Source organism: Leifsonia sp. 71-9, assembly GCF_001898805.1.
In the GTDB taxonomy this organism is placed as follows: Bacteria; Actinomycetota; Actinomycetes; order Actinomycetales; family Microbacteriaceae; genus Leifsonia.
Genome location: NZ_MKVJ01000021.1, coordinates 28351 through 48726, shown reverse-complemented (window position 1 = coordinate 48726; position 20376 = coordinate 28351). Strand labels below are relative to the sequence as shown.

Genomic DNA, 20376 nt, shown 5'->3' with positions numbered 1-20376 from the left:
GTCCCCGAGGCTAGGTCAGCCCGCCTTCGCCGCCGCGACGAACGCGCGGATGCGGTCGAGGTCCTTGACCCCGGGCGCGGATTCGACGCCGCTGGAGACGTCGACTCCCGACGGGCGCGCGGAGGCGACGGCCTCCGCGACGTTCTCGGGGTCGAGGCCACCCGCGAGCATCCACTGGCCGTCCAGGGGCCGGCCCTCGAGCACGGCGAAGTCCCAGCGGCGGCCCGAGCCGGGGTCGGGCGAGTCCAGGAGAAGGGCCTCCTCTCCCCAGGATCCGACGTCGACCTCGTCGGCCGAGGTCACGGAGGTCGCGCGCCAGACGCGAAGACCTGCACCGGCGGCCGCGGCGACATCGTCCGGTCGGTACCCAGGTCCGTGCAGCTGGACCACGTCGGCGCCGATCCCACCCGCGACGGAAGCCGCCTCCAGCGCGGGGAGCTCGTCCACGACGAGCACGACGTCGGCGGCGCCGCCGACGAAGCCGGCGATCTCGCGCGCGACGTCGGCGGAGACCGTGCGACGGCTGCGTCTGCTCATGACGACGCCGACGGCGTCCGCACCGGCGTCGAGCGCGACCCGGGCCGACTCGATCGTGGAGAGACCGCAGATCTTGACGTACATCGGTTCCTCAGCCTAGCGATGCGGATCGATGCGCGACGCATCGCCGAGGCTGTGCCAGGTGCGGTTGTGGTAGACCAGCGGCGCCGCCTCCCGCTCGGGCACCTGCGCCTGCAGCGCCTGCACGGCGACGATGGTCGACGTGCCCGCGCTCATCGTGTCCACCACGCGACCGCGGATCCAGGAGTGCGCGGCGGGGAAGTAGGGCTCCCCGGTGATCAGCCGGGTCCAGATGCTCGTGTCGGCGAAGCGGTCGATGCCGCTGGTCGCGCACAGCTGCGCCAGGTCGCGCTGCCCCTCGGCCAGCAGGTGCACCACCACGTGCTCGGCGCGCAGCAGCGTCGGCGCGCTGGACGACTGCGCTGAGACGGAGAAGACGAGCAGGGCGGGCTCGGCGCTCACCGAGAACACGCTCGTCGCCGTGAGCCCGACCGGGCCGTTGCCGTCGTCGGCCGTGATCACGGCCACACCGGCCGCGTGGTTGCGGAACGCCCGCTTGAACTCGTCGGGGCTCAGCCCGACCGAGAATCCCGCACGGCGCGGGCCCTGGCCGGAGCTCTCGGTGCTGATCGTCTGCGCGTCGCTCATGACGGGTCCCCTCGTTCGCGGTCGGTGTGCGGGTGTGCCCATCGTCGTCGCGCGCGGCTCCCGGCGCGTCCTTTCATTACGCGCTCTTACGGATCCGCGAGACACTGTGTGCACGCACGCATCGAAAGGGGAACGACGGCATGAGCAGAGAGAAGCGCCGGGAGGCCGCTGCCGCAGAGGCGCAGGCCGAGGCGGAGGCCGCGATCGAGGCGACCGAGACCGACGACTCGGGCGTCGACGCGGACGAGACGCTGGAGTCGGAGGAGGAGCCCGGCTGACCGGGCGACCGCTCAGCCCTGCGGCACCCGGATGGTCAGCGCGAGGTGCTCCACGCGCAGGTGCACGGCGATGACGGAGCCGTTGGGGTCGCCGTCGAGCTGGATCTCCTGCGGCTCGCGGAAGCGGACCCGGAGGGTCTTCGCCTGCGCGTAGAGGATGGCGCGCGGCTTGGGCGTCAGCCGGCCGATGAAGCGGCCGAAGCGGGTGCGGTGCAGAACGCGGTTGAACGCGAGGCGGTAGCCGATGTTGGTCCAGCCTCCCCCGCCCTTCGGCCGCATGACGACCGCGTCGAGCAGGCCGTCGTCGATGACCGCGTCCGGGATGAGCAGCATCCCGGCCGTCAGGCTGCCGGAGTTGCCCACGATCACGGTGTGGGCGCGCATCTCGACGTCGGGCTTGTCGTCGAGGCCGTAGACCATGTCGAACCGGCGGTTGCCGAGGATGCTCCGCGCGATGGGGTCGGAGTAGGCGAGCCAGCCGATCCGCTTCTTCAGCTTCTGGTTGGTGTGCGCGGCCATGTGGGCGTCGAGGCCGATGCCCGCCATGACGAGGAACGCGCGTTCTTCGCTGTCGCCGCCGTCGCGCTCCAGCCGGGCGAAGCCGAGGTCCACCGGGCGGTCGTCCCCGTCGAACGCGGTCGCCACCGCCGAGCCGAGGTTGTTCACGGGCAGGCCGAGCTCGCGGGCGAAAAGGTTGCCGGTGCCGGAGGGGATGACGCCGATCGCGATCCCGGACCCGGCCAGCACCGCGGCGGCCGCGCGCAGGGTGCCGTCGCCGCCCGCGACGACGATGAGGTCGGGAGAGGAGGCGGCGGCACGCTCGACGGCGTCGCGTCCGTCGTCGTCGGCGCTGGTCTCGAACCACTCCGCGGCCGCCCAGCCGACCTTCGCCTCCTGCGCCGCGACGGCGCTCTGGAGCGCGGACAACCGCACCTTGGTGGGGTTGACGACGACGGCCGCCCGCCGCTGCCGCGACGCCCCCTCGATGTCAGCGCTCATCCGCCCAGCGTACGCGGACCTGCTGCCTTCTCCTCCGGGGCGCCCTGCGGCGCCTCCTGCTCCTGGGTCGCCGCCCAGCTGGCGAGGAGCCGCAGGGCGTCTTCGGTGGGGGTGCCGGGCTCGGCGAGGTAGACGTTCAGGTTCCAGCCGGGGGTGCCGGGCAGCTCGGTGCCCTCGAAGAGGAACTCCACGTCGCCGACCACGGGATGCCGGAACCGCTTCACGCCGGTGACGTGCCTGCGCACGTTGTGGTCGCCCCACTTCGTGCGGAACTCGGCGCTGCGGGTGGAGAGCTCGCCGACGAGGTCCTGCAGGTCGCGGTCGTAGGGGTCGCGGCCGGCCTCCGCGCGAAGGATGGCGACGATCATGTCGGCGGCGACATCCCAGTCGGGGTAGAACCGCTCGGCGCTCTCCCGATGCAGGAAGGCGAAGCGCGCCATGTTGAGCGGACGCTCCGGGACAGCGGTGAGGGCGTCGACGTGGAGGGCCCGTGCGAGCAGGTTCGTCGCCAGGATGTCCATGCGCCCGTTGCGGATCAGCGCCGGACCGGCCGTGATGGCGTCGAGCATCAGCTGGAGGGACGGACGCACCGACGCGGTGCGGGAACGCGCGCGCGGGCGGCGCGCGGTCGAGCCGTTCGCCGTGCGGGCCAGATCGAAGAGGTGGTCGCGCTCGGCCTCGTCGAGCCGGAGCGCGGTCGCGACGGCGTGCAGCACGGACTCCGACGCCCCGGCCAGGTCGCCCCGCTCGAGCCGCGCGTAGTACTCGACGCTCACGCCGGCGAGCATCGCGACCTCGGTCCGGCGCAGCCCGGGGACGCGGCGGTTCGGCCCGGCGGGCAGGTCGACCTGCTCGGGCCGCACCTTCGCCCGGCGGGTCGTGAGGAACCCCCGGACCTCGTCGCGATTCGTCGTCATGCCTCCCACCGTACGAGCCGATCGGCCGTCGTGGGGTGCCCTGGCGGAACACCTTTCGACGGAGACTCCCTCGCGCACGCGGACCCCGGTTGGCTGGACCCCGACCATCGCCGCCGACCGGAGGAGCGCCGTGTACCGCCCCCAGACCGCGACCCGAGCGCGCGCCACCCTGCTGCTGGCGTCGCTGGGGTTCTTCCTGATCACGCTCGACATCCTGATCGTGAACCTCGCGCTGACGCAGATCGGCGTCGAGCTCGGCGGCGGCGCCTCCGGCCGCCAGTGGGTGATCGACGGGTACACGCTGACGTTCGCCGTCCTGCTGCTCTTCGCGGGCAACCTCTCCGACCGGATCGGAGCGAAGCGGGCGTTCGGCGCCGGGATCGCCCTGTTCCTGCTGGCGTCGATCGCGTGCGCGGTCGCCCCGACGCTCGGCCTGCTCATCGCGGCGCGTGTCGTCCAGGGGGCCGGCGCGGCGATCATGCTGCCGGCCTCGATGGCGTTGATCAGGGAGGCGTTCCCCGACCCGCGGCAGCGCACGCACGCGCTCGGGATCTGGGCGGTCGGCGGCGCGGTCGCCGGAGCCGTCGGCCCGCTGGTCGGAGGTCTCCTCACGACGGTCGACTGGCGGCTGGTCTTCGCGATCAACCTCCCCGTCGGCGTCGCGATGCTCGCCCTGCTCACCGCGGTCGCCCCGTCGCCGGCGCGGCCCACGCCGTTCGACTGGGCCGGTCAGGCGGTCGCCGCGGTCGCGCTGACCGCGCTGATGTACGGGCTCATCACCGGCGGCGACAGCGGGTTCGCCCGGCCGGCGGTGATCGCGGCGCTCGTCATCGCCGTGGCCGGGATCGCGTGCTTCGTGCTGCTCCAGTCCCGCGTGCGCCACCCGATGATGCCGCTGGACCTGTTCCGGCCGGCGGGGATGCGGATCGCGCTGCTCGACGGGTTCGCCTTCATGGTCGGCAACTTCGGCTCGGTGTTCGTCGTCAGCCTGTACCTGCAGCAGCACCTCGGGCTGTCACCGCTGCTCGCCGGCCTCGTGTTCCTGCCGTCGGCCGCGTTCAGCATCACCGGCAACCTCGTCAGCGGGAGGCTCGCCAACCGCTACGGTCCGCGCGTTCCGGCGGCCCTCGGGCTCGGCCTGATGGCGCTGGGGTTCGTCGGCCTGCTGGCCTGCGCGCCGACCGGCTCCCCGCTGCTCGCCGGACTCTTCCTCGTCTTCACCGGGACGGGCGGCTCGATCGCCATGCCGCCGGTGACCTCCGTCGTCCTCGCCAGTGCGCCCGCCCACCGCGCTGGAGCGGCGAGCGCCGTGTTCAACACCGTCCGCCAGGTCGGCGGAGCCGTCGCGATCGCCGTCTTCGGCGCGTTCGTCGCGGATCCGGCGACGTTCGTGCCCGGCATGCAGCTCGCCTTCGCGATCGCTGCGGCCGGTCTGCTCGCCGCGGCACTCGTCAGCCTCCGCATCCGCGGGCCCCAGACCCGAAAGGCCGGTTCAGAATGACCGCACCCTCCACCGCCTCCACGACCGCGACGGGCTCCCCGGGCCGCCGGCCCCGGCTCCCGTTCGTGGTGCCGCTGCTCACGCTCGGCACGTTCCTCATGATCACGACCGAATACATCGTCGCCGGCCTCCTGCCGGAGATCGCCGCGGACCTGCACGTCTCGGTCGCGCAGGCCGGTCTGCTGATCACCGCCTTCGCCGGCGGGATGATCGTCGGGTCACCGCTCATGGCGCTCGCGACCCTCCGGCTGCCGCGCCGCGCCACCCTCGTACTCGCTCTGCTCGTCTTCGCCGCCGGGCACGTGCTCGCCGCGGCCGGCGGCGCGTTCGGGATCGTGCTCGTCGCGCGGGTGATCACGGCGCTCGCGGCGGGCGCCTTCTGGGCCGTCGCCTCGGCCGTCGCGACGACCGCCGCCGGCCCGGCGAGCAGCTCGCGCGCGCTCGAGGTGATGATGACCGGCGTCGGGCTGGCCACCGTGGCGGGCGTGCCGCTCGGGGCCGTCGCCGGTCAGCTGCTCGGCTGGCGGGGGACCTTCTGGGCCCTGGCCGTGCTCGCCGCTCTGGCCGCCCCGGTGATCGCCCGGTTCACGCCGCGCGACGACGAGCACGCGGCGTCATCGGTGCGGGACGAGCTCCGCGCGGTCGCCACCGGACGCATGGCGATCCTCCTGGTCGCGACGGTGCTCGCCACCGGCGGTTACATGACCGCGTTCAGCTACCTCTCGCCGCTGGCCACGGGACGCGCCGGGATCCCCGAGGCGGCCGTGCCCCTGCTCTTCGTCGCGTTCGGCGTCGGAGCCGTCCTCGGCACGAACCTCGCCGGGCGCTTCGCCGACGAGCGGCCGCTCGCGACCTTCATCACGGCGACGGCCGGCAGCGTCGTCGTCCTCGTGGCGCTCGTCCCGCTGTCGACCGACGCCGTCGCGACCTTCGTGCTGCTGTTCCTCCTGGGCGTCGCCGGGATGGGGATCCCGCCCGTCGGCACGGGCCTCGCGGTGCGCTACGCCCGCGCGGCACCCACCCTCGCGGCGGCGGTCTCCGTCGCCGCGTTCAACGGCGGGACGGCGATCGGAACCGCGGCCGGGGCCGGGGCGATCGCGTCGCCGCTCGGCGCGATCGGACCCGTGCTGATCGGGATCGCGATGGCGGTCCTCGGACTGGCCGCCCTGCTGGTCATGGCCGGGCGGGCGCGACGCCGCACGGCCTGACGACGCGATACACCGCAGCGGCGGGACGAGGGGTGTCGCCCTCATCCCGCCGCTGCAGGGTCAGCCGTGCCGATGTCAGCCGTGCCGCGGGTGGCGGCGGCGCAGACGCGTGGACACGAGTCCGCCGGCGCCGGCGATGAGCAGGCCGAGCGCCCACAGCATCCCGGTGCGCTGGTCGGAGCCGGTGCTCGCGAGCCCGGTGCCGGCGGCGCGCGGCGGGTCGAGCACGACGGCGCACGCGACGCCGGCGTCGCCGCAGCCGCCCTCACCGGTGGACGGCTCCCACGGCCCCGGAGGGGTGGTGACCGTCGCGCGGTTGCTGGTGTCGAGCGGTGCGTCGAGCACGGTGGTCACCGTGAACGTGACGGACTTGCCCACCGCGAGCGAGGGGATCTTCCACGTCAGCTTGCCCGCCGAGGCCGTGGAGAGCGGGTTGGTGCTGATCACCCGGAGCCCCTTCGGCAGGAGGTCGCTCACCGTCGCGTCCACCGCGTCGATCTGGCCGTCGTTGGTGACGACGATCGTGTAGACGATCGTGTCGCCCACCGAGGCCGAGGCCCGGTCCGCGCTCTTCAGGATCGAGAGGTGCCCGATGTCGAAGCGGTTGGTCACCGTGACCGTGGCGGCCGAGCCGGACGGGATCGCGACGATGCCATCGGCCGGGTCGAGGGTCGTCTGCGTGGCGAGGCCCGCGTCCGTCTCCTCGACCGAGCAGGAGGCGCCCGCGATCAGATCGTCGATCGTCGCCGTGTACCCGTTCGCCTTCGAGAGCGTCAGCGTCGCGTTCTTCCCGAGGTCGATCGGCGTGGTCACGCCGTCGACCAGGTAGGTGCAGGTCACCTGCATCGTGAACGGACCGGCTCCGAAGAGGGCGACGCCGTCGCCGACGCGCTTCTTGTCGATGGTGAGCGACCCGGTGTCGAAGGTGTTGGTGATCGTCACCGCCGCCGGGCTGCCCGCCGGAACCGTCACTCCGGCGGCCGGGGCGATCGCGACGGAGGTCGCGCCTCCCGTGGCCGTCTCGGCGGTGTCGCAGTGGGCGCCCTGGATGAGCCCGGTGACGGTGGCCTTGTAGCCGTTCGCGTCGTTCAGGACGACCCGCCCGGCGTCGGGCAGCGGGATGGTGAGCGTGACGCCGTCCTTGACCCAGGTGCAGGTGAGCTGGGCGGTGAACGGACCGGAGCCGTAGGTCGCGGCGCCGTCGCCGGTGCGGACCTTCTCGATCGCGACGGAGCCGGCGGAGAAGGTGTTGGTCACGTCGACCGTCACGTTCTGCACGCTGCCGTCGAGGGCGCCGGGGATGGTGACCGAGGGCGTGTCGACGGTGCTGTCCGTCGCGCCTCCGGTCGCCGTCTCCGTCACATCGCAGACGGTGCCGGCCGGGTACACGCCCGGGACCGTCACGGTCTCGCCGCCGCGGATGGTCACGTCACCGTCGAACAGGGTCTGGTCGCCGTCGTATACGCAGGTCGCGTGCACCGTGAAGGGACCGGTGCCGTAGTCGCCCGCGGCGTCGCCGTCGACGGTCTTGGTGATCGTCAGGGTGCCCGCCGCGTAGTGGTTGGTCACCACCGCGTCGTCACCGCCGTCCGCGTTCGTGAGGGTCACCGTGGCCGACGCGCCCGAGGTCTCCGCCGCGCCGTCGAACGCGATGCCGACGTGGTTGGGAGCGGTGGCGGCGCCGTCGGCGTCCGTCTCGCTGATCACGCAGGTGGCGCCGACCGGCAGGCCGGTCACGGTGCGCGAGGCGCCGTCGGCGAGCGTGAAGGCCGCGTCGGCCGCGGCGAGCGGGATCCGCGTACCGAGGGCGCTGGTGCAGACCAGCGTCATCCCGAACGGCCCGAACGATCCGGCGGACGCCGCGGTGTCGACGTGCTTCGTGACGGTGAGCTGCGTGACCGCGTAGTCGTTCGCGATCGCGACGCTCTGGCCGGCCGGGACCGCGGCGGTCGCGTCGGCCGCGGTCGCGATGACCACGCTCGACGGGGTGACCGTGCGGCTGGACTCGCCGTACGAGCCGTCGGCGCCGTGCTCGGTGACCGCGCAGGACGCGCCGACCGGGATGCCGTCGATGCGGGCCGTGTAGCCGCCGGCCTTGCTCAGCGTGACCGAGGAGGCGCTGCCGAGGTCGACCTTCACGCCCTCGATCGTGCACACCACGTCGGCGACGAAACTGGTCGGCGCGTACTGGGCCGCGTCTCCCGTGATCGTCTTCGTGATCTGCAGCGGGCCGCCGGTGAGGATGACGCCGGACTTGATCGGCTCCTGCGGTCCCGCCGGCTGCGATCCCGACACGTAGGTCGGGTAGAAGCCGAAGGAGTTCCAGGCGCGCACGCCGGTCACCGGGGCGGTGACCGGTGCGCGGTCGTCCCCGGCCTTCGTCGTCGGGACGTTGGTCGTCGAGTAGGTCACCTTGAGCGAGCCGCCGGCCGGCAGCACCGCTCCGGGGGCGCCGCTGAAGTCGAAGACCATCTTGATCGCGGTGACCGCACCGGCGTCGACGGTCGTGCCGACCACGCTGGAGGGCAGCCACGATCCCGCGGGGCAGGAGCCGGCGCCCGGGGTGATCTCCTTGGTGCAGGGGTTCGCGGAGGTGGTGACGTACCAGTCCATCCGGCTGCCGTCCTGGCCGCCCGACGTCTGGAAGGCGACGTCGCCGTTGAACCGCGGCGTGTAGACCGAGCCGCGCTGCGACGGGTCGACCACGCCGACGTCGCCGGGGTACGGGAAGACGTCGACGGCCGTGAGGCTCTTGGCGGCGACGTTCCCGCCGTTCACCATCTCGAGCTTCCAGTGGTCGGTGTCGCCGATCGCGCTGACGGCCGCGCAGGGGTAGCGGTAGTAGCCGTCCGCGTCGGAGGTGCAGGGCAGGGCCGGGTTGTTGATGTTCTGCGCGGCGCCGCTGTCGGAGCGGACGCCCTTCGAGGCGGTGAAGGAGCCCTGCGACAGCGTGGTGACGACGTTGGACGTGGAGCACGTGTTCGCCGCGAAGCTGACGGGGCGGCCGTTGCCCGGGTTGAGCGCGGTGCAGACGCCGGCCGTGAGGACGCGGTCGGTGCTCACGCCGAACCGGTTGGTCGCGACCGTCGCGGGCGGCAGGCCCGGCTTGATCTGCAGCGAGATGGTGATGCTGTAGGTCTCACCCGGGGCCAGCTGCGATCCGGCCGGCCAGGTGAAGCGGATGGTCCCCGCCGTCTGGTCGTACGCACGGGACACCTTGGTCGCGTCGGTCGGCAGCGTGCCGCCGGTCGAGGTGCTGTACACCGGCACGTTGGTCGGCACGAAGAGCAGCGAGCCGTCGCCCGGGAGGGTGTCCATCACGACCGGGTTGGGCAGGTAGCCGGTGCCGGTGTTCTTGAACCGCAGGGTCCAGTTGACCTCCTTGCCGGAGGCCGCCTGACCGGGGCTCGTCTTCTCCACCGCGATGGCGGCGGTGCCGGGGTTGACCGTGAAGGTGGCGGTCGCCGTGGCGCGCGTGGCCTTCACGTCGTTGTAGGAGGCGTCGGCGGACACCGTGTTCGTGATGGTGCCTGCAGCGGTCTCACCCGGCATCGGCGTGGAGACCGCGGTCGAGGCGACCGGGCCGGAGCCGTCGCGCAGCTGGGAGCGCAGGCTCACGCTGAGCCGCACGTTGTCCGCGTTGTTCGAGGCGGTGAAGCTGGTGCCGTCGGCCTTCGTGAACGTGAAGCGGAGGCCGGTCACGTCGGCGGCCGCGACGCCCGAGGGCAGCGACGCGGTCGCGATCGTCGTCGCGGTGCCGGAGGTCCAGGTCGCGGACGCGCCCTGACCGGTCTGCGCGTCGATCGTCACCCGGTCGGCGCCGGTCGGCACGTTCGGGATGGCGAAGCCCGTGAGGGTGAACGCGTTCCAGAAGGTGGGCGCGGAGTCCTCGATGACGAGGATCTTCGGCGCGAGCGTCCCCGTGGCGCGGGCCCGCAGGTTCACCTGGATCGGGTTCGTCGGGCTGGCCTGCAGCGTGCTGGTCGGCGTGAAGGTCTTGGCCGTGGCGACCTGGAGGTTGCCGTTGGCCAGCGTGACGGAGGCGCTCTGCGTGTCCGTCGCCTGCACCGCCGGGTAGACGTCGTCGTGCAGTGCGCCGTACACGGTGTTGACGAAGGTGCCGGCTGTGGGCGCGACGCCCGCCGCGCGGCTGGTCGGCCGCAGCTGCGTGGTCAGGGTGACGGTGGCCTTCTGACCCGACGCGATGGTGGCGCCGGTGCCGTCGGTCCCCTGCGCGTTCGTGCCGCGGAGCAGCACGCTGACGCCGACGACGTCGGCGAGCTGGGAGGCGGTCAGCGCGGTGGCCTGCGCGATCGTGTGCGTCGTGGTCGAGAGCGACCCGTCCGCGGTGCGGTGCAGCAGCGAGACCACGCTGAGCGAGGTCTGCACGCCGGCGGCCGAGCTGAGGTCGACGGCGATCTTGGTCAGGTTCAGCTTGTCCAGCGGGTTGGCGGCCGCGTCGTACGTTCCGAAGTCGCACGGCGCGGTGGTCGCCGCGTTGGTGCAGTCGACCGGGTCGCTGATCCGCAGCTGCCAGGTGCTGCTGGTGGAGGTGTTGGCGATCGTGGTCGTGTAGACCGTGGTCGGGTAGGAGGCCGCGGGCACGTCCGGCTGCGGGATCACGAGCGACGTCGGGTTCGCGGTCTTCGTCACCTTGGTGGTGAAGGTCGGGTCGATGATCGTGACGTGGTCGTCCGCGGTCCGCTCGAACGGGTCGCCGGTGGCGGGGATGCCGCGGACGAGGACGGTGTTGTCGACCGCGCCCGCCGAGCCGGCCATGTTGTACGTGCGCGTGCCGGTCACCCAGTCAGTCGGGGTGCTTCCGCGCACGGCGTTGCGCAGCTTCAGGTCGAGGTGGATGGTGCGCGCGTTCGCGTCGGCGCCCGGGAAGGCGCCGGCGGAGGCGCTCGCGACGCCGCTGCCCACGGTCGGCGCCATCGGGTCGCCGGTCGCGGCGATCGTCGCGGCACGATTCGGACTCTCGATGAACGTCAGGCGCACGCCCTGGGTGGAGCCTCGCTCGGCGGTGCTCAGCGTGTAGCCAGGGAAGGTCCCGTCGCAGGCGTTCGCGGTGGTGCACGCCTTGGACGTGATGTCGTTCCAGGTGGTGCCGTCGAACAGCTCGACCTTCGAGACCTTGTCGTAGCGGATCAGCGGGTCGAAGGTGGCGCCTCCGGTCGAGGTCGGCGTGATCGCGTCGATGCGCGTCAGGTCGAACGCCTGGAATACGCTGCCGGTCAGCGGCGAGGGGGTCGCCGGGTCCTGCACGACCATCGAGCGGATGCCGGTGGTCTGGGTGCCCCAGCCGAGGGTGACGCCCGTGGTGACGCCGGACTGCGCCTGCAGCACCTTGGTGCCGTCCCACGCCTTGCTCGCCATCAGCGGGCCGGGGCCGCCGTCGGTGGCCTGCACGTTCGCGGTGGCGCAGGAGGTGGCGGGACGGCTCGTGATCGTGGTGCCGCCGTTGACGCTGCCGCTCGCGGAGCTGACGGAGCAGTTCTCGTACGCGGTCAGCGCCGGGTAGGTGCCCGGGTTGGTCGGGCCGCTGCCGTCGCGGAGCGCGCCGCGGGCGACGAAGACGATGCCCGGCTTCACGTTGGTGGCCTGGCCGAAGCCGGCCGGGTCGGTGAAGGTGAAGCGCAGCCCGCGCACGTCGGAGTGGGTGGTGCCGCTGGGCAGCACGTCGTCGAGGACGGCCGAGTACGTCTTCGCGCCCGAGGTCGCGTCCACGGTGTCGAGCGTCTTCCAGGTGGTGCCGTCGGTCGTGTACTCGATGGTGAGCTTCGAGCCGGCGGGAACCGAGGTGGGCGCGACGGCCGTCGCGTCGAACGCGTTCCAGTACGGCGCGGCCGCGGTGTCCTGCGGCTCGGTCACCACGATCGTGTTCGGGCGCACCGAGCTGGTGCCGGTCGGCGTCTGCGCCGACAGCTGGACGAGGCTCGCGCCGCCCGGGATGACCGTCTGCGGCGTGATCGTCTTGGCGAGCGACAGCATGACCTCGGGGAAGTAGACCTGGAGGTCGGCCGTCGCGGTGTCGTCGTCGCTGCCGGCGGCGTTCGTGCCGGTCACGGTCGCGGCGTTGGGGTACGTGACGAAGCCGGAGCCCACGGGTCCCGCGTTCGTGGTCGTGCCGACGCCGAACGGCAGCTTCGCCGAGGCGCCCGTGGCGATGGTCCCGGTGTACGTCACCTGGAACGCGGTGATGTACTGCCCCGGCGCGAGCGTCGGGGTCGTGGGGAGGCCGGAGGCGGCGGTGAACGTCGAGTCGGCCGGGGCGCTGCCGGTGTTGACCGACCACGAGACGGTGGCGCCGGTCGCGCCGTCCGGCCACGCGGCCCCGGAGGTGAAGCCCGAGAACGAGATCTTGTCGGAGAAGAACGTGCCGGTGCCGGGCTCGCGCACCGACAGGGTGGTCAGCGGGCCGGTGGAGGTGTTCGTCGCGGTCAGGGTCGCCGTGGTGGACTGGCCCGCCGGCAGCTGCTGGACGCTGAAGCTCTTGTCGGCGGAGACGCTCACGGTCAGCGGCGCGATCTCCTGCGCGGCCGTGGCCGGGTTGGAGGTGGCGTCGCCCTTGGGGGTGGTGACGGAGGCGGTGATCGAGTTGACGCGGGTGCCGCCCGCGACGAGGGTCGCGTCCGTCCGCCGGTTCGTGGCGCGCTGGGCGAACACGACGTCGGCGGAGCCGTTCGCGCCCGGCGCGATGGTGGCGCCCTGCGACGAGCTGAAGACGAGCTTGAGCCCGATCACGTCGCCCGGGTCGACACTGGAGGGGAGGGTCGGCGTCGTCCCGATCGGCCCGGCGACCTCGCCGCCGGGGCCGCCGTCCTGGCCGGCGGTGATCGCGATGACCTGCACCTGGTCCGCGCCGGCGGGGAACGTCACGGCGCCGAATCCGGCGAAGTCGTAGAAGTCGAAGACGCCGCCCGCGACCGACGGGTCGCCCGGCTCGGCGATGGTCAGGGCGCTCGCGGCGATGTTCGACGCGCTGGCCGCCTTCAGCGTGGCGGTGGACTGCTCACCCGCGTTGTACTGCGTGGACGCCGGCTTCCAGGTCTTGGCGGCGGTCGCGGCGAGGACGTCGGGGACGTGCACGACCACGGGGGCGGAGGCCTGCACCGTCGCCGCGTTCTTCGCGGTGAAGCTCGCGGTGTTCGTGAGGGTCTGGCCGTCGAACGACTTCGCGATGTCGTCCGGCACCTTGACGACGAGCTGGACCGTGCCCGTCGCACCGGCGGCGAGTCCCGTGCTCGCCGGGGTGGTGTTGGGGACGACGTCGCCGAAGACGACCTTCATGGTGCCGTTGTCGACGGAGACCGTGCCGCTGCCGCCGACGACGGTCGGGGTGCCGACCACGGTCAGCGGGGCCGGCAGCGGGTCGGTGATCGTGGCGTCGACGCAACCGGTCGTCGTCGACGAGCAGCCGAAGTTGAGGGTGTAGACGAACTGCTGGCCGGGGGCGACATCCGTGACCGTCGTCGTCTTCGACAGGTTCAGGACGCCGGAGCCGAGGTCGTCGGCGTTGGCCGCCTGCACACCGATGACGGAGGAGCCGAGGAGCACCAGGGCGAGCGCGGCGGCGACGCTGACGGGCGTCCGCAGAGCGAGTCGGGCGGCGGAGTGACGGCCGCGCGGGCGCACGAAAATAGCGCGGATTCGGGTAAGCAAAACGGGTCCCCCAGGCAGGACGAAGGATCCCAGTCCGCATCGACCACGTCGTCCGGGTAGATCGACGGGTGTCGTTCGGGTAGCGGCTCGCCGGTCGGGTCCGGTGAGAAATCCCTCACGTCTTTCCTAGCGGAATTTCGATCACACCTGTAGTGGACCGATCACCCCATTGTTGGGGACAGTCCGCCTCCTGGGGGACCGTTCTGTACCCCGAAAGGGGCGAGCGCTACCGCGTCAGGAGGGCGCCGAGGACCTCCGCGAGGCCCGGTCGATCGCGCACAGCCTGCAAGATCCACGGAATACTCGACACAGCCAGGGTGTGAGGATCGCCAGAACCGCAGCCGACACCGGGACCGACGCCGAGACGACCGAGGGGGACGGGATGGCCGACGCCGACCTCCCGCGCACCTCCGCGCACGACGTCGCCTGGTTCACCGCGGTGGTCGAGGAGCACTCGACGGCGCTCGTGCGGTATTTCGCCCGCCGCGCGCCCCGGCAGGACGCGGAGGACCTCGCGGCCGACGTCTTCACGACGGCGTGGCGGCGCCGCGCCGACGTGCCCGACGAGGCGGTGCTGCCGTGGCTGTACCGCACCGCCGGGTTCACCCTCGCCAACCACCGCCGCAAGACGGTGGACCTCCCGGTGGGCGAGGTGCCGGAGGCGGGCACGACCCGGGTGGCCGACGACCCCGAGCTCAGCGCGCTGTTCGATGCCGAGCTGCGCGGAGCCCTGGCGAGCGTCGGCGAGCGCGACCGGGACATCCTGCTGCTGCACGCCTGGGAGGGGCTGAGCGGCGAGGAGCTCGCCACCGCCCTCGGCATCTCGCGATCGGGGGCGGATGCCGCCCTGTCGCGCGCCCGCAAGCGGCTGCGCGAGGCCTGGGGCGAACGGCTCTCGTTCTGACCGTCGTGCAAGGTCCCCGGCGGGCCGGACATAGACGTTGATGAAGCGTTCCCACGGAGGGTGATGGACATGACCGACGACAACGAGCTCGACCCACTGGCCCGGCTGCGCGCCGCCGACCCGGCCGCGGACGTGGAGGCGCCGGCCGGGTTCGCCGCGCAGGTCGTCGCCGAGGCGACGGGCAGCACGACGGGCGGGGCCGGGCACGAATCGGCGGATCAGCACGCGCCGGTCGCGGAGATCGCCTCGGCGCGAGCGCGGCGACGTCGCCTCTGGCTGCCCATCGCGGCGGTCGCGGCGTCCGTGGTCGTCTTCGGCGGCGCCGGGTTCGCGATCGGTGCGGGCACGACCGCCTCGAGCGTCGCAGGAGGAGCGGCGGCGCCGGTCTCGCTCCAGGGCGGCGGCGCGCAGACGGCGGAAGGGCGCAGTGCGGTCGGGAGCCCCACCGCCGGGCAGAAGATCGCGGCTCCCGGGGCCTCCGATCAGGTCTACCGCTCCGGCTACGGGCGCAACAGCTTCACGGCCTCCGGCCTCTCCACCTCGACGGGAACCGCGCGGGCGTACGGTTTCGACGCGCGCGCCGCCTCCGACGCCACGACGGTCGGCGCCCTCGCGAAGGCGCTCGGGATCGACGCGGCCCCCGCCCTGAAGGACGGCAGCTGGCAGGCCGGCCCCCAGGACGGCACCGCGCCCTCCCTCACCGTCGGCCTGGACGGGACCCTCAGCTTCTTCTTCTCGAACCCGGCGCTCAACCCGATGCCCTGCGTCACGACCGACACCAGCGGCGGCGGCAGCAGTGAAGGGAGCGGCGGAACGGCCGAGCCGTGCACGGCGCCGAGCCCGTCCCTCCCCGCCCCCGACGCCGCGATCGCCGCCCTGCGCTCGATCATCACCGCCTCCGGGCGCGACGCCGGGGCGTTCGAGTTCACTTCGGAGACGCCGGACGGCGCCTACACGCGCTCCGCCCAGGCGTGGCCCGTCATCGACGGCCAGCGTATCGACCAGTCCTGGTCGGTGGAGCTGACCACGGAGGGCATCGTCAGCGCCTCCGGCGCCCTGGCGCCGATCGTCAGCCTCGGCGACTACCCCGTGGTGAGCGCGCAGCAGGCGTTCGAGCGGCTCTCCGACCCGCGGTTCGGCGCGCAGCAGACGGTCATGCCGCTCGCCATGCGCACGGCGGAGGGGTCCGTCACTCCGACGCCCGCGGAGGCTCCCACGCAGCCGCCGGCCCTCCCCTCTCCCGGGGTCTCGCCGTCGTGGCCGGTGAACGAGGTCCACATCGTCAAGGCCCGCCTCGGCCTCGCCAGCCAGTGGCAGCCGGACGGCAGTGTGCTCGTCCTGCCCGCCTACGAGCTCACCGACGCCGACGGCGGCACCTGGTCCGTCATCGCCGTCGCCGACGCCAAGCTCGACTTCGCGACGGAGTAGGACGACCTCCGCCTACGGGGTCGCGCCGCTTCCTGGTTTGTTCCGTCGGGCGATGAGCACGATGGTGAGCACGATTCCCGCGAGGACGATGAGCGCGAGGACGCCGGCTCCGATCACCAGCCAGAGCGGGATGCCGGACAGGGCGCCGAGCAGGGAGGGGGTGGTCGCCCCGCTCTCGGAGTACTCGTCGAAGGAGGACCACTTCTTGGGATGCGCGTCCTCGCCCGCAGCGATCTTCGCCGTGATCGCGTCCACCTCCGCCGACGTCGGTTTGGCGTAGTCCTTGTCGAACAGCGGGTTCACATCGGGGTACTGGGTGGGATCGACCCGCAGCATGTGGCGCAGCGACATCGGGCCGTAGCCGTACCCGCTCTCGGTGTCCCGCAGCAGCGGGTGATCCTCCAGCGTGGTGTTGTGGATCAGCGACTGGATGAGCTGGTTCGAGGTCGCCTTCGGGTATTTCTGCCACACGTCCGCCAGCGCGGCCGCCACCATCGGGGTGGCGAAGGAGGTGCCCGCCATCTCCACGGATTCGTCCCAGTTCCCGGTCTCCTCGTTGCCGATGCTCAGCAGGCCTTCGCCGGGTGCGACGACGGTGGTGTCGGCGTGGATCGCGCGCTCGTCGGCGAGGTCCTCGTCCGACTCGATCTGACCCGCCGCGTTGTACGCGCTCACCTGGACCACGCCGTTGAGCTTGGCGGGATACTCGTAGATGCTCAGCTGGCTGTTCGGCTGCGCGGCGAGGAAGATGACCCCCTTCGCCAGCGCATACGCCACGGCGGAGAGCCCATCCGGTGTGAGCGACGCCCAGCCCACCGAGGTGGTGATGATGTCGGCCCCTGCGTCCACCGCCTCGTACACCTGCGAGGACCAATCCGCCGCGCGACTGCAGACCTTCTCGTCCTCTCCGGCGTCGGCGTAGAACAGCACCTTCGCGTCCGGCGCGATCCCCTGGACCTGGTTGGGTCCGGTGCCGTTGCCGATGATGTAGGAGGTCACGTTGGTGCCGTGCCAGTAGCGGGACATCTCGGTGCCCGCACCCGGACGCGGCTTGCCGTCGTCGCCCTCGCACAGCCCCTCGGGGTCGACGGTGAGGTCGGTGCCCTGGAGGGCGGGCGTCGCCGGGTTGATGCCGTCGTCCATCACGGCGATCGTGACGCCCTTGCCGGTCCAGCCGTCGGCGTGCACCTCTCCCACGGAGTAGTAGTCGTACCACCAGTTGCTGCCCTCGGCCGAGGCGGGCGCGGCACTGACGATCGCTGCGCCGAGCGCCAACGTCAGCCCGGCCGCGAGGGCGCGTCTGCTCCTGTGTCCGTTCATGGTTTCCCCCCCTGGAAAGACGCGCGTGGATGCGCGCGAGGGCCGCCGGAACGCTGCCTGTGGCGCGAGTCTGCATGGCGATCCCCCCGATCGCATCCCATTCTTCCATCCGAGCGAGGGCGTCGCTCAGATCCTCGGGGTCAGGACGCCCGCTGGGCGAGCAGGTACTGATGGATTGCGTTGCGCACGAGGGTCGCTTGCTGGGCTCCGGTCTGCGCGCGCAGTTCCTCGAACGCCTCCCAGTCCTGATCCGAGAGGGTCGCCCGCACGGTGCGTTGCGACGCGGAGCGTTCCGGCTCGCGACCGATGCGCGGACGACCGCGACGGATCTCCGATTCCATCGCCTCCACCGAGCCGTACTCGGCGATCGCGAATTCACGTCCGGCCGCCGCAGCCGCCTCCCCCGTCACCGCCGGCCCGGAGGGCTGCACTGCCGCATCCGGATCCGCGTACCGGTCGCTCAGCGCGTCGTAGTCGACGTCCTTCTCGCTCATCTCGGGTTCTCCTCCCTCAACCGCCGGAACTTCGGCCCCAACTGCATCACATGAAACACGACCGCCTCGCGTCCGGAACCGTCGATCGCTATCCGGACGATCACCTCCAGCTCGCGGGTCGTCTGCGCGTGCGCTGGTCCGATGAACAGCCGGTTCACTGTTCCGTCGTCATTGTGTTCCAGATCGCGCACATAGTTCGGGTGCAGCAGCGCGTATTGGGCGTCGTGCCGCGGCACGCCGTGTTTGGCTGTCGAAGAGGTCCAGATCGGCGCCACGCATGCAGTCTATTTTATTCGGCTCATTTAATCGAGCGCAGAATTCGGGCCGAATAGACTCACCGATCCGACTCGATCGCGAAGGTGTTCCCGTCCGGGTCGCGGAACCAGGCGATGCGGCCGCCGCCGGCCCGCTCGGTGATGCCGCGGGCGTCGTGGACGAGGCCGTCGTAGCGGGCGAAGCGGACGCCGGCGGATGCGAGTTCGTCGACGATCGCGTCGAGGTCGTCGACGTACCAGGTCGCCATCGTGGCCTCGGAGGAGCCGGCGGTGACGGACTGGAAGACGTTCAGTGCGACGTCGCCGCCCGAACGGTAGATGCGCGACCCGTCGGCGATCGAGGCGCTGGGGCCGGCCTGCTCCAGGGGCAGGCCGAGCGCGCCCTCGTAGAAGGCGACGGCCCGATCGATGTCGGAGACCGCGATGGACGCGCGTACCGGGAAATCGCTGAGCGGCATGCCGCCATCCTCGCCCTCCGCGCGGGGCCCGGCAAGGCTCGAGCCGGGCCGCGCGCCGCGCGGTCAGGACGAGGGCGTGTCCGCGGAGGGCGCGCCCCCGGTGACCCGCGGCGGCCACATCACCAGCAGCGCCGCCGCGATCGGCCCGAAGACGCCTGACCGCTCCGGTCTGGCCGCCTCCCGACCCGATGGTGTGGGATGGGCGCATGAGCGATGACGACGGGCAGTGGGAGGAGGCGGTCGCGACGGCGCGCGCCGCCTTCGCCGCGCAGGACTTCAGCGCGCTGATCGGCGCGGAGCTGGTGCGGTTCGATCCGGGGGTCGCCGAGGTGCGGGTGCCGTTCCGGGAGCAGCTCCGTCAGCAGTTCGGTTTCGTCCACGGGGGCGTGATCGCCTACGCGATCGACAACGCCGTCACCTTCGCCGCCGGCACGCGCCTCGGCCCGGGCATCCTGACCTCCGGCATCACGATCTCCTACCTCCGGCCCGCGACGGGTGACCTCACGGCTGTCGCGACCGTCGTCGGCACGACGAGACGCCAGGCCGTCGTGCGGTGCGAGGTGTTCTCCGAGGCCGAGTCCGGCCGCGTCCTGGTCGCGAGCGGACAGGGAACGGCCGTCGTCACCGGCTGACGGGCTCCGCTAGGGGCGGCGCCGCGCGGAGGGCTGCAACTCCGCCGCACCGTAACTGTTGTCGTCCGGGTTGAGGGTCGTCCCGGGCGCGACGAGCTCGTCGATGCGGTCGAGCACGTCCGCCGTCAGCACCACGTCCGCGGCCGGGAGGTACGACTCCAGCTGCTCCATCGTGCGCGGCCCGACGATCGCGGACGTGACGCCGGGATGGCGGATGACGAAGGCGATCGCCAGCTCGATGAGCGTGAGGCCCGACTGTTCGGCGAGCACGGCGAGCTCCTCGACGATGTCGAGCTTGCGCTGGTTGGCCGGGCTGCTCATGTCGAACCGAGCGCGCGGTCGGGCGGAGGAGGTCGGCGCGGCCGCCGCATCCTTGCGCCAGCGTCCCGAGAGCCAGCCGCCGGAGAGCGGGCTGTACGTGAGGGAGCCCATCCCGTGCCGCTGGAGGGTCGGCAGCACGTCCTCCTCGATGCCGCGCACGAGGATCGAGTACGGCGGCTGCTCGGTGACGAACCGCTCGAGGTTGCGCGAACGCGACGCCCACTGCGCCTCCACGATCTGCGACCCGGAGTACGACGACGAGCCGAGGTAGCGCACCTTGCCCTGGCGCACGAGGTCGGTCAGGGCGCCGAGCGTCTCCTCCACATCCGTGTCGGGGCTGGGCCGGTGGACCTGGTAGAGGTCGATGTGGTCGGTGTTCAGGCGTCGCAGCGAGTTCTCGACCTCGCGCATGATCCACCGGCGGGAGCCGCCGCGCTGGTTGGGGTCGTCGGCATCCATCGGCATGAAGAACTTGGTGGCGAGGAACACGTCGTCGCGGCGGCCGGCGATGGCCTCGCCCACGATCTCCTCCGACACCCCGCCCGAGTAGACGTCGGCGGTGTCGACGAAGTTGATGCCGGCATCCAGCGCCCGGTGGATGATGCGGATCGCGTCGGCGCGATCGTCGTTGCCCCACGGGCCGAACATCATCGCGCCGAGGCAGAGCGGGCTGACCTGCACGCCGGTGCGGCCGAGGGTGCGGTACTGCATGGTGGTTCCTTCTCTCTGGACGGGCTCTCCGTCCTCTCACGCTAGGAGCCCGTCTGGTC

The 20376-nt window shown here is 72.2% G+C and carries 16 protein-coding genes; 6 read left to right on the top strand and 10 right to left on the bottom strand.

What is annotated here, in order from left to right; all coding sequences use genetic code 11:
- Nucleotides 1-15: 15 nt before the first annotated feature.
- A complete protein-coding gene (locus BGO91_RS16650; RefSeq protein WP_290473851.1) occupies nt 16-621 on the bottom strand; it encodes a phosphoribosylanthranilate isomerase in 606 nt (201 codons plus the stop codon).
- A 12-nt stretch (nt 622-633) separates the two neighbouring features.
- Nucleotides 634-1206 carry a flavin reductase family protein gene (locus BGO91_RS16645; RefSeq protein WP_290473850.1) on the bottom strand — a complete coding sequence of 191 codons (573 nt, stop codon included), beginning with the start codon at nt 1204-1206 and terminating at the stop codon, nt 634-636.
- A gap of 140 nt (nt 1207-1346) precedes the next feature.
- On the opposite strand from BGO91_RS16645, the gene BGO91_RS16640 reads away from it, so the two are divergent.
- Nucleotides 1347-1484 carry a hypothetical protein gene (locus BGO91_RS16640; protein WP_290473849.1) on the top strand — a complete coding sequence of 46 codons (138 nt, stop codon included), beginning with the start codon at nt 1347-1349 and terminating at the stop codon, nt 1482-1484.
- Nucleotides 1485-1496: 12 nt separating this feature from the next.
- Here BGO91_RS16640 and BGO91_RS16635 read toward each other — a convergent pair whose 3' ends face one another.
- On the bottom strand, nt 1497-2483 hold the full coding sequence (locus BGO91_RS16635) for a diacylglycerol kinase family protein (protein WP_290473848.1): 987 nt from the start codon (nt 2481-2483) through the stop codon (nt 1497-1499).
- A complete protein-coding gene (locus BGO91_RS16630; RefSeq protein ID WP_290473847.1) occupies nt 2480-3400 on the bottom strand; it encodes a helix-turn-helix transcriptional regulator in 921 nt (306 codons plus the stop codon). Before BGO91_RS16630 ends, BGO91_RS16635 begins: the two co-directional genes overlap by 4 nt.
- Nucleotides 3401-3530: 130 nt before the next feature.
- Here BGO91_RS16630 and BGO91_RS16625 point away from each other — a divergent pair, with 130 nt between their 5' ends.
- Nucleotides 3531-4901, top strand: a complete 1371-nt coding sequence (locus BGO91_RS16625; protein ID WP_290473846.1) for an MFS transporter — start codon at nt 3531-3533, stop codon at nt 4899-4901.
- Nucleotides 4898-6109: an MFS transporter gene (locus BGO91_RS16620; RefSeq protein ID WP_290473845.1), complete on the top strand. Its 1212-nt coding sequence runs from the start codon at nt 4898-4900 to the stop codon at nt 6107-6109. Before BGO91_RS16625 ends, BGO91_RS16620 begins: the two co-directional genes overlap by 4 nt.
- Nucleotides 6110-6184: 75 nt before the next feature.
- Here the strand turns inward: BGO91_RS16620 and BGO91_RS16615 are convergent, their stop codons facing one another.
- Nucleotides 6185-13747, bottom strand: coding sequence for a DUF5979 domain-containing protein (locus tag BGO91_RS16615; RefSeq protein ID WP_290473844.1), 7563 nt, complete (start codon nt 13745-13747; stop codon nt 6185-6187).
- 346 nt (nt 13748-14093) lie between these two features.
- Between BGO91_RS16615 and BGO91_RS16610 the strand changes: the two genes are divergently transcribed.
- Together BGO91_RS16610 and BGO91_RS16605 are read left to right on the top strand one after the other, a co-directional pair.
- Nucleotides 14094-14678, top strand: a complete 585-nt coding sequence (locus tag BGO91_RS16610; RefSeq protein ID WP_290473843.1) for a sigma-70 family RNA polymerase sigma factor — start codon at nt 14094-14096, stop codon at nt 14676-14678.
- Between the two features lie 69 nt (nt 14679-14747).
- Nucleotides 14748-16106, top strand: a complete 1359-nt coding sequence (locus BGO91_RS16605) for a hypothetical protein (RefSeq protein WP_290473842.1) — start codon at nt 14748-14750, stop codon at nt 16104-16106.
- A gap of 12 nt (nt 16107-16118) precedes the next feature.
- On the opposite strand, the gene BGO91_RS16600 is transcribed toward BGO91_RS16605, so the two are convergent.
- From BGO91_RS16600 to BGO91_RS16585, 4 genes are all read right to left on the bottom strand, one after another.
- Nucleotides 16119-17426, bottom strand: coding sequence for a S8 family serine peptidase (locus tag BGO91_RS16600; protein ID WP_290473841.1), 1308 nt, complete (start codon nt 17424-17426; stop codon nt 16119-16121).
- 140 nt (nt 17427-17566) lie between these two features.
- Nucleotides 17567-17920, bottom strand: coding sequence for a hypothetical protein (locus BGO91_RS16595; protein ID WP_290473840.1), 354 nt, complete (start codon nt 17918-17920; stop codon nt 17567-17569).
- Nucleotides 17917-18195 (bottom strand): hypothetical protein, encoded by a 279-nt coding sequence (locus BGO91_RS16590; RefSeq protein ID WP_290473839.1) that lies wholly within the window; start codon nt 18193-18195, stop codon nt 17917-17919. Before BGO91_RS16590 ends, BGO91_RS16595 begins: the two co-directional genes overlap by 4 nt.
- Nucleotides 18196-18254: 59 nt before the next feature.
- On the bottom strand, nt 18255-18653 hold the full coding sequence (locus BGO91_RS16585; RefSeq protein ID WP_290473838.1) for a VOC family protein: 399 nt from the start codon (nt 18651-18653) through the stop codon (nt 18255-18257).
- A gap of 206 nt (nt 18654-18859) precedes the next feature.
- Between BGO91_RS16585 and BGO91_RS16580 the strand changes: the two genes are divergently transcribed.
- The gene (locus BGO91_RS16580) at nt 18860-19285 is read left to right on the top strand and encodes a PaaI family thioesterase (RefSeq protein ID WP_290473837.1); all 426 of its coding nucleotides are present in this window, start codon (nt 18860-18862) and stop codon (nt 19283-19285) included.
- Between the two features lie 9 nt (nt 19286-19294).
- Here BGO91_RS16580 and BGO91_RS16575 read toward each other — a convergent pair whose 3' ends face one another.
- Nucleotides 19295-20317, bottom strand: a complete 1023-nt coding sequence (locus tag BGO91_RS16575; RefSeq protein ID WP_290473836.1) for an aldo/keto reductase — start codon at nt 20315-20317, stop codon at nt 19295-19297.
- Nucleotides 20318-20376 lie beyond the last annotated feature (59 nt).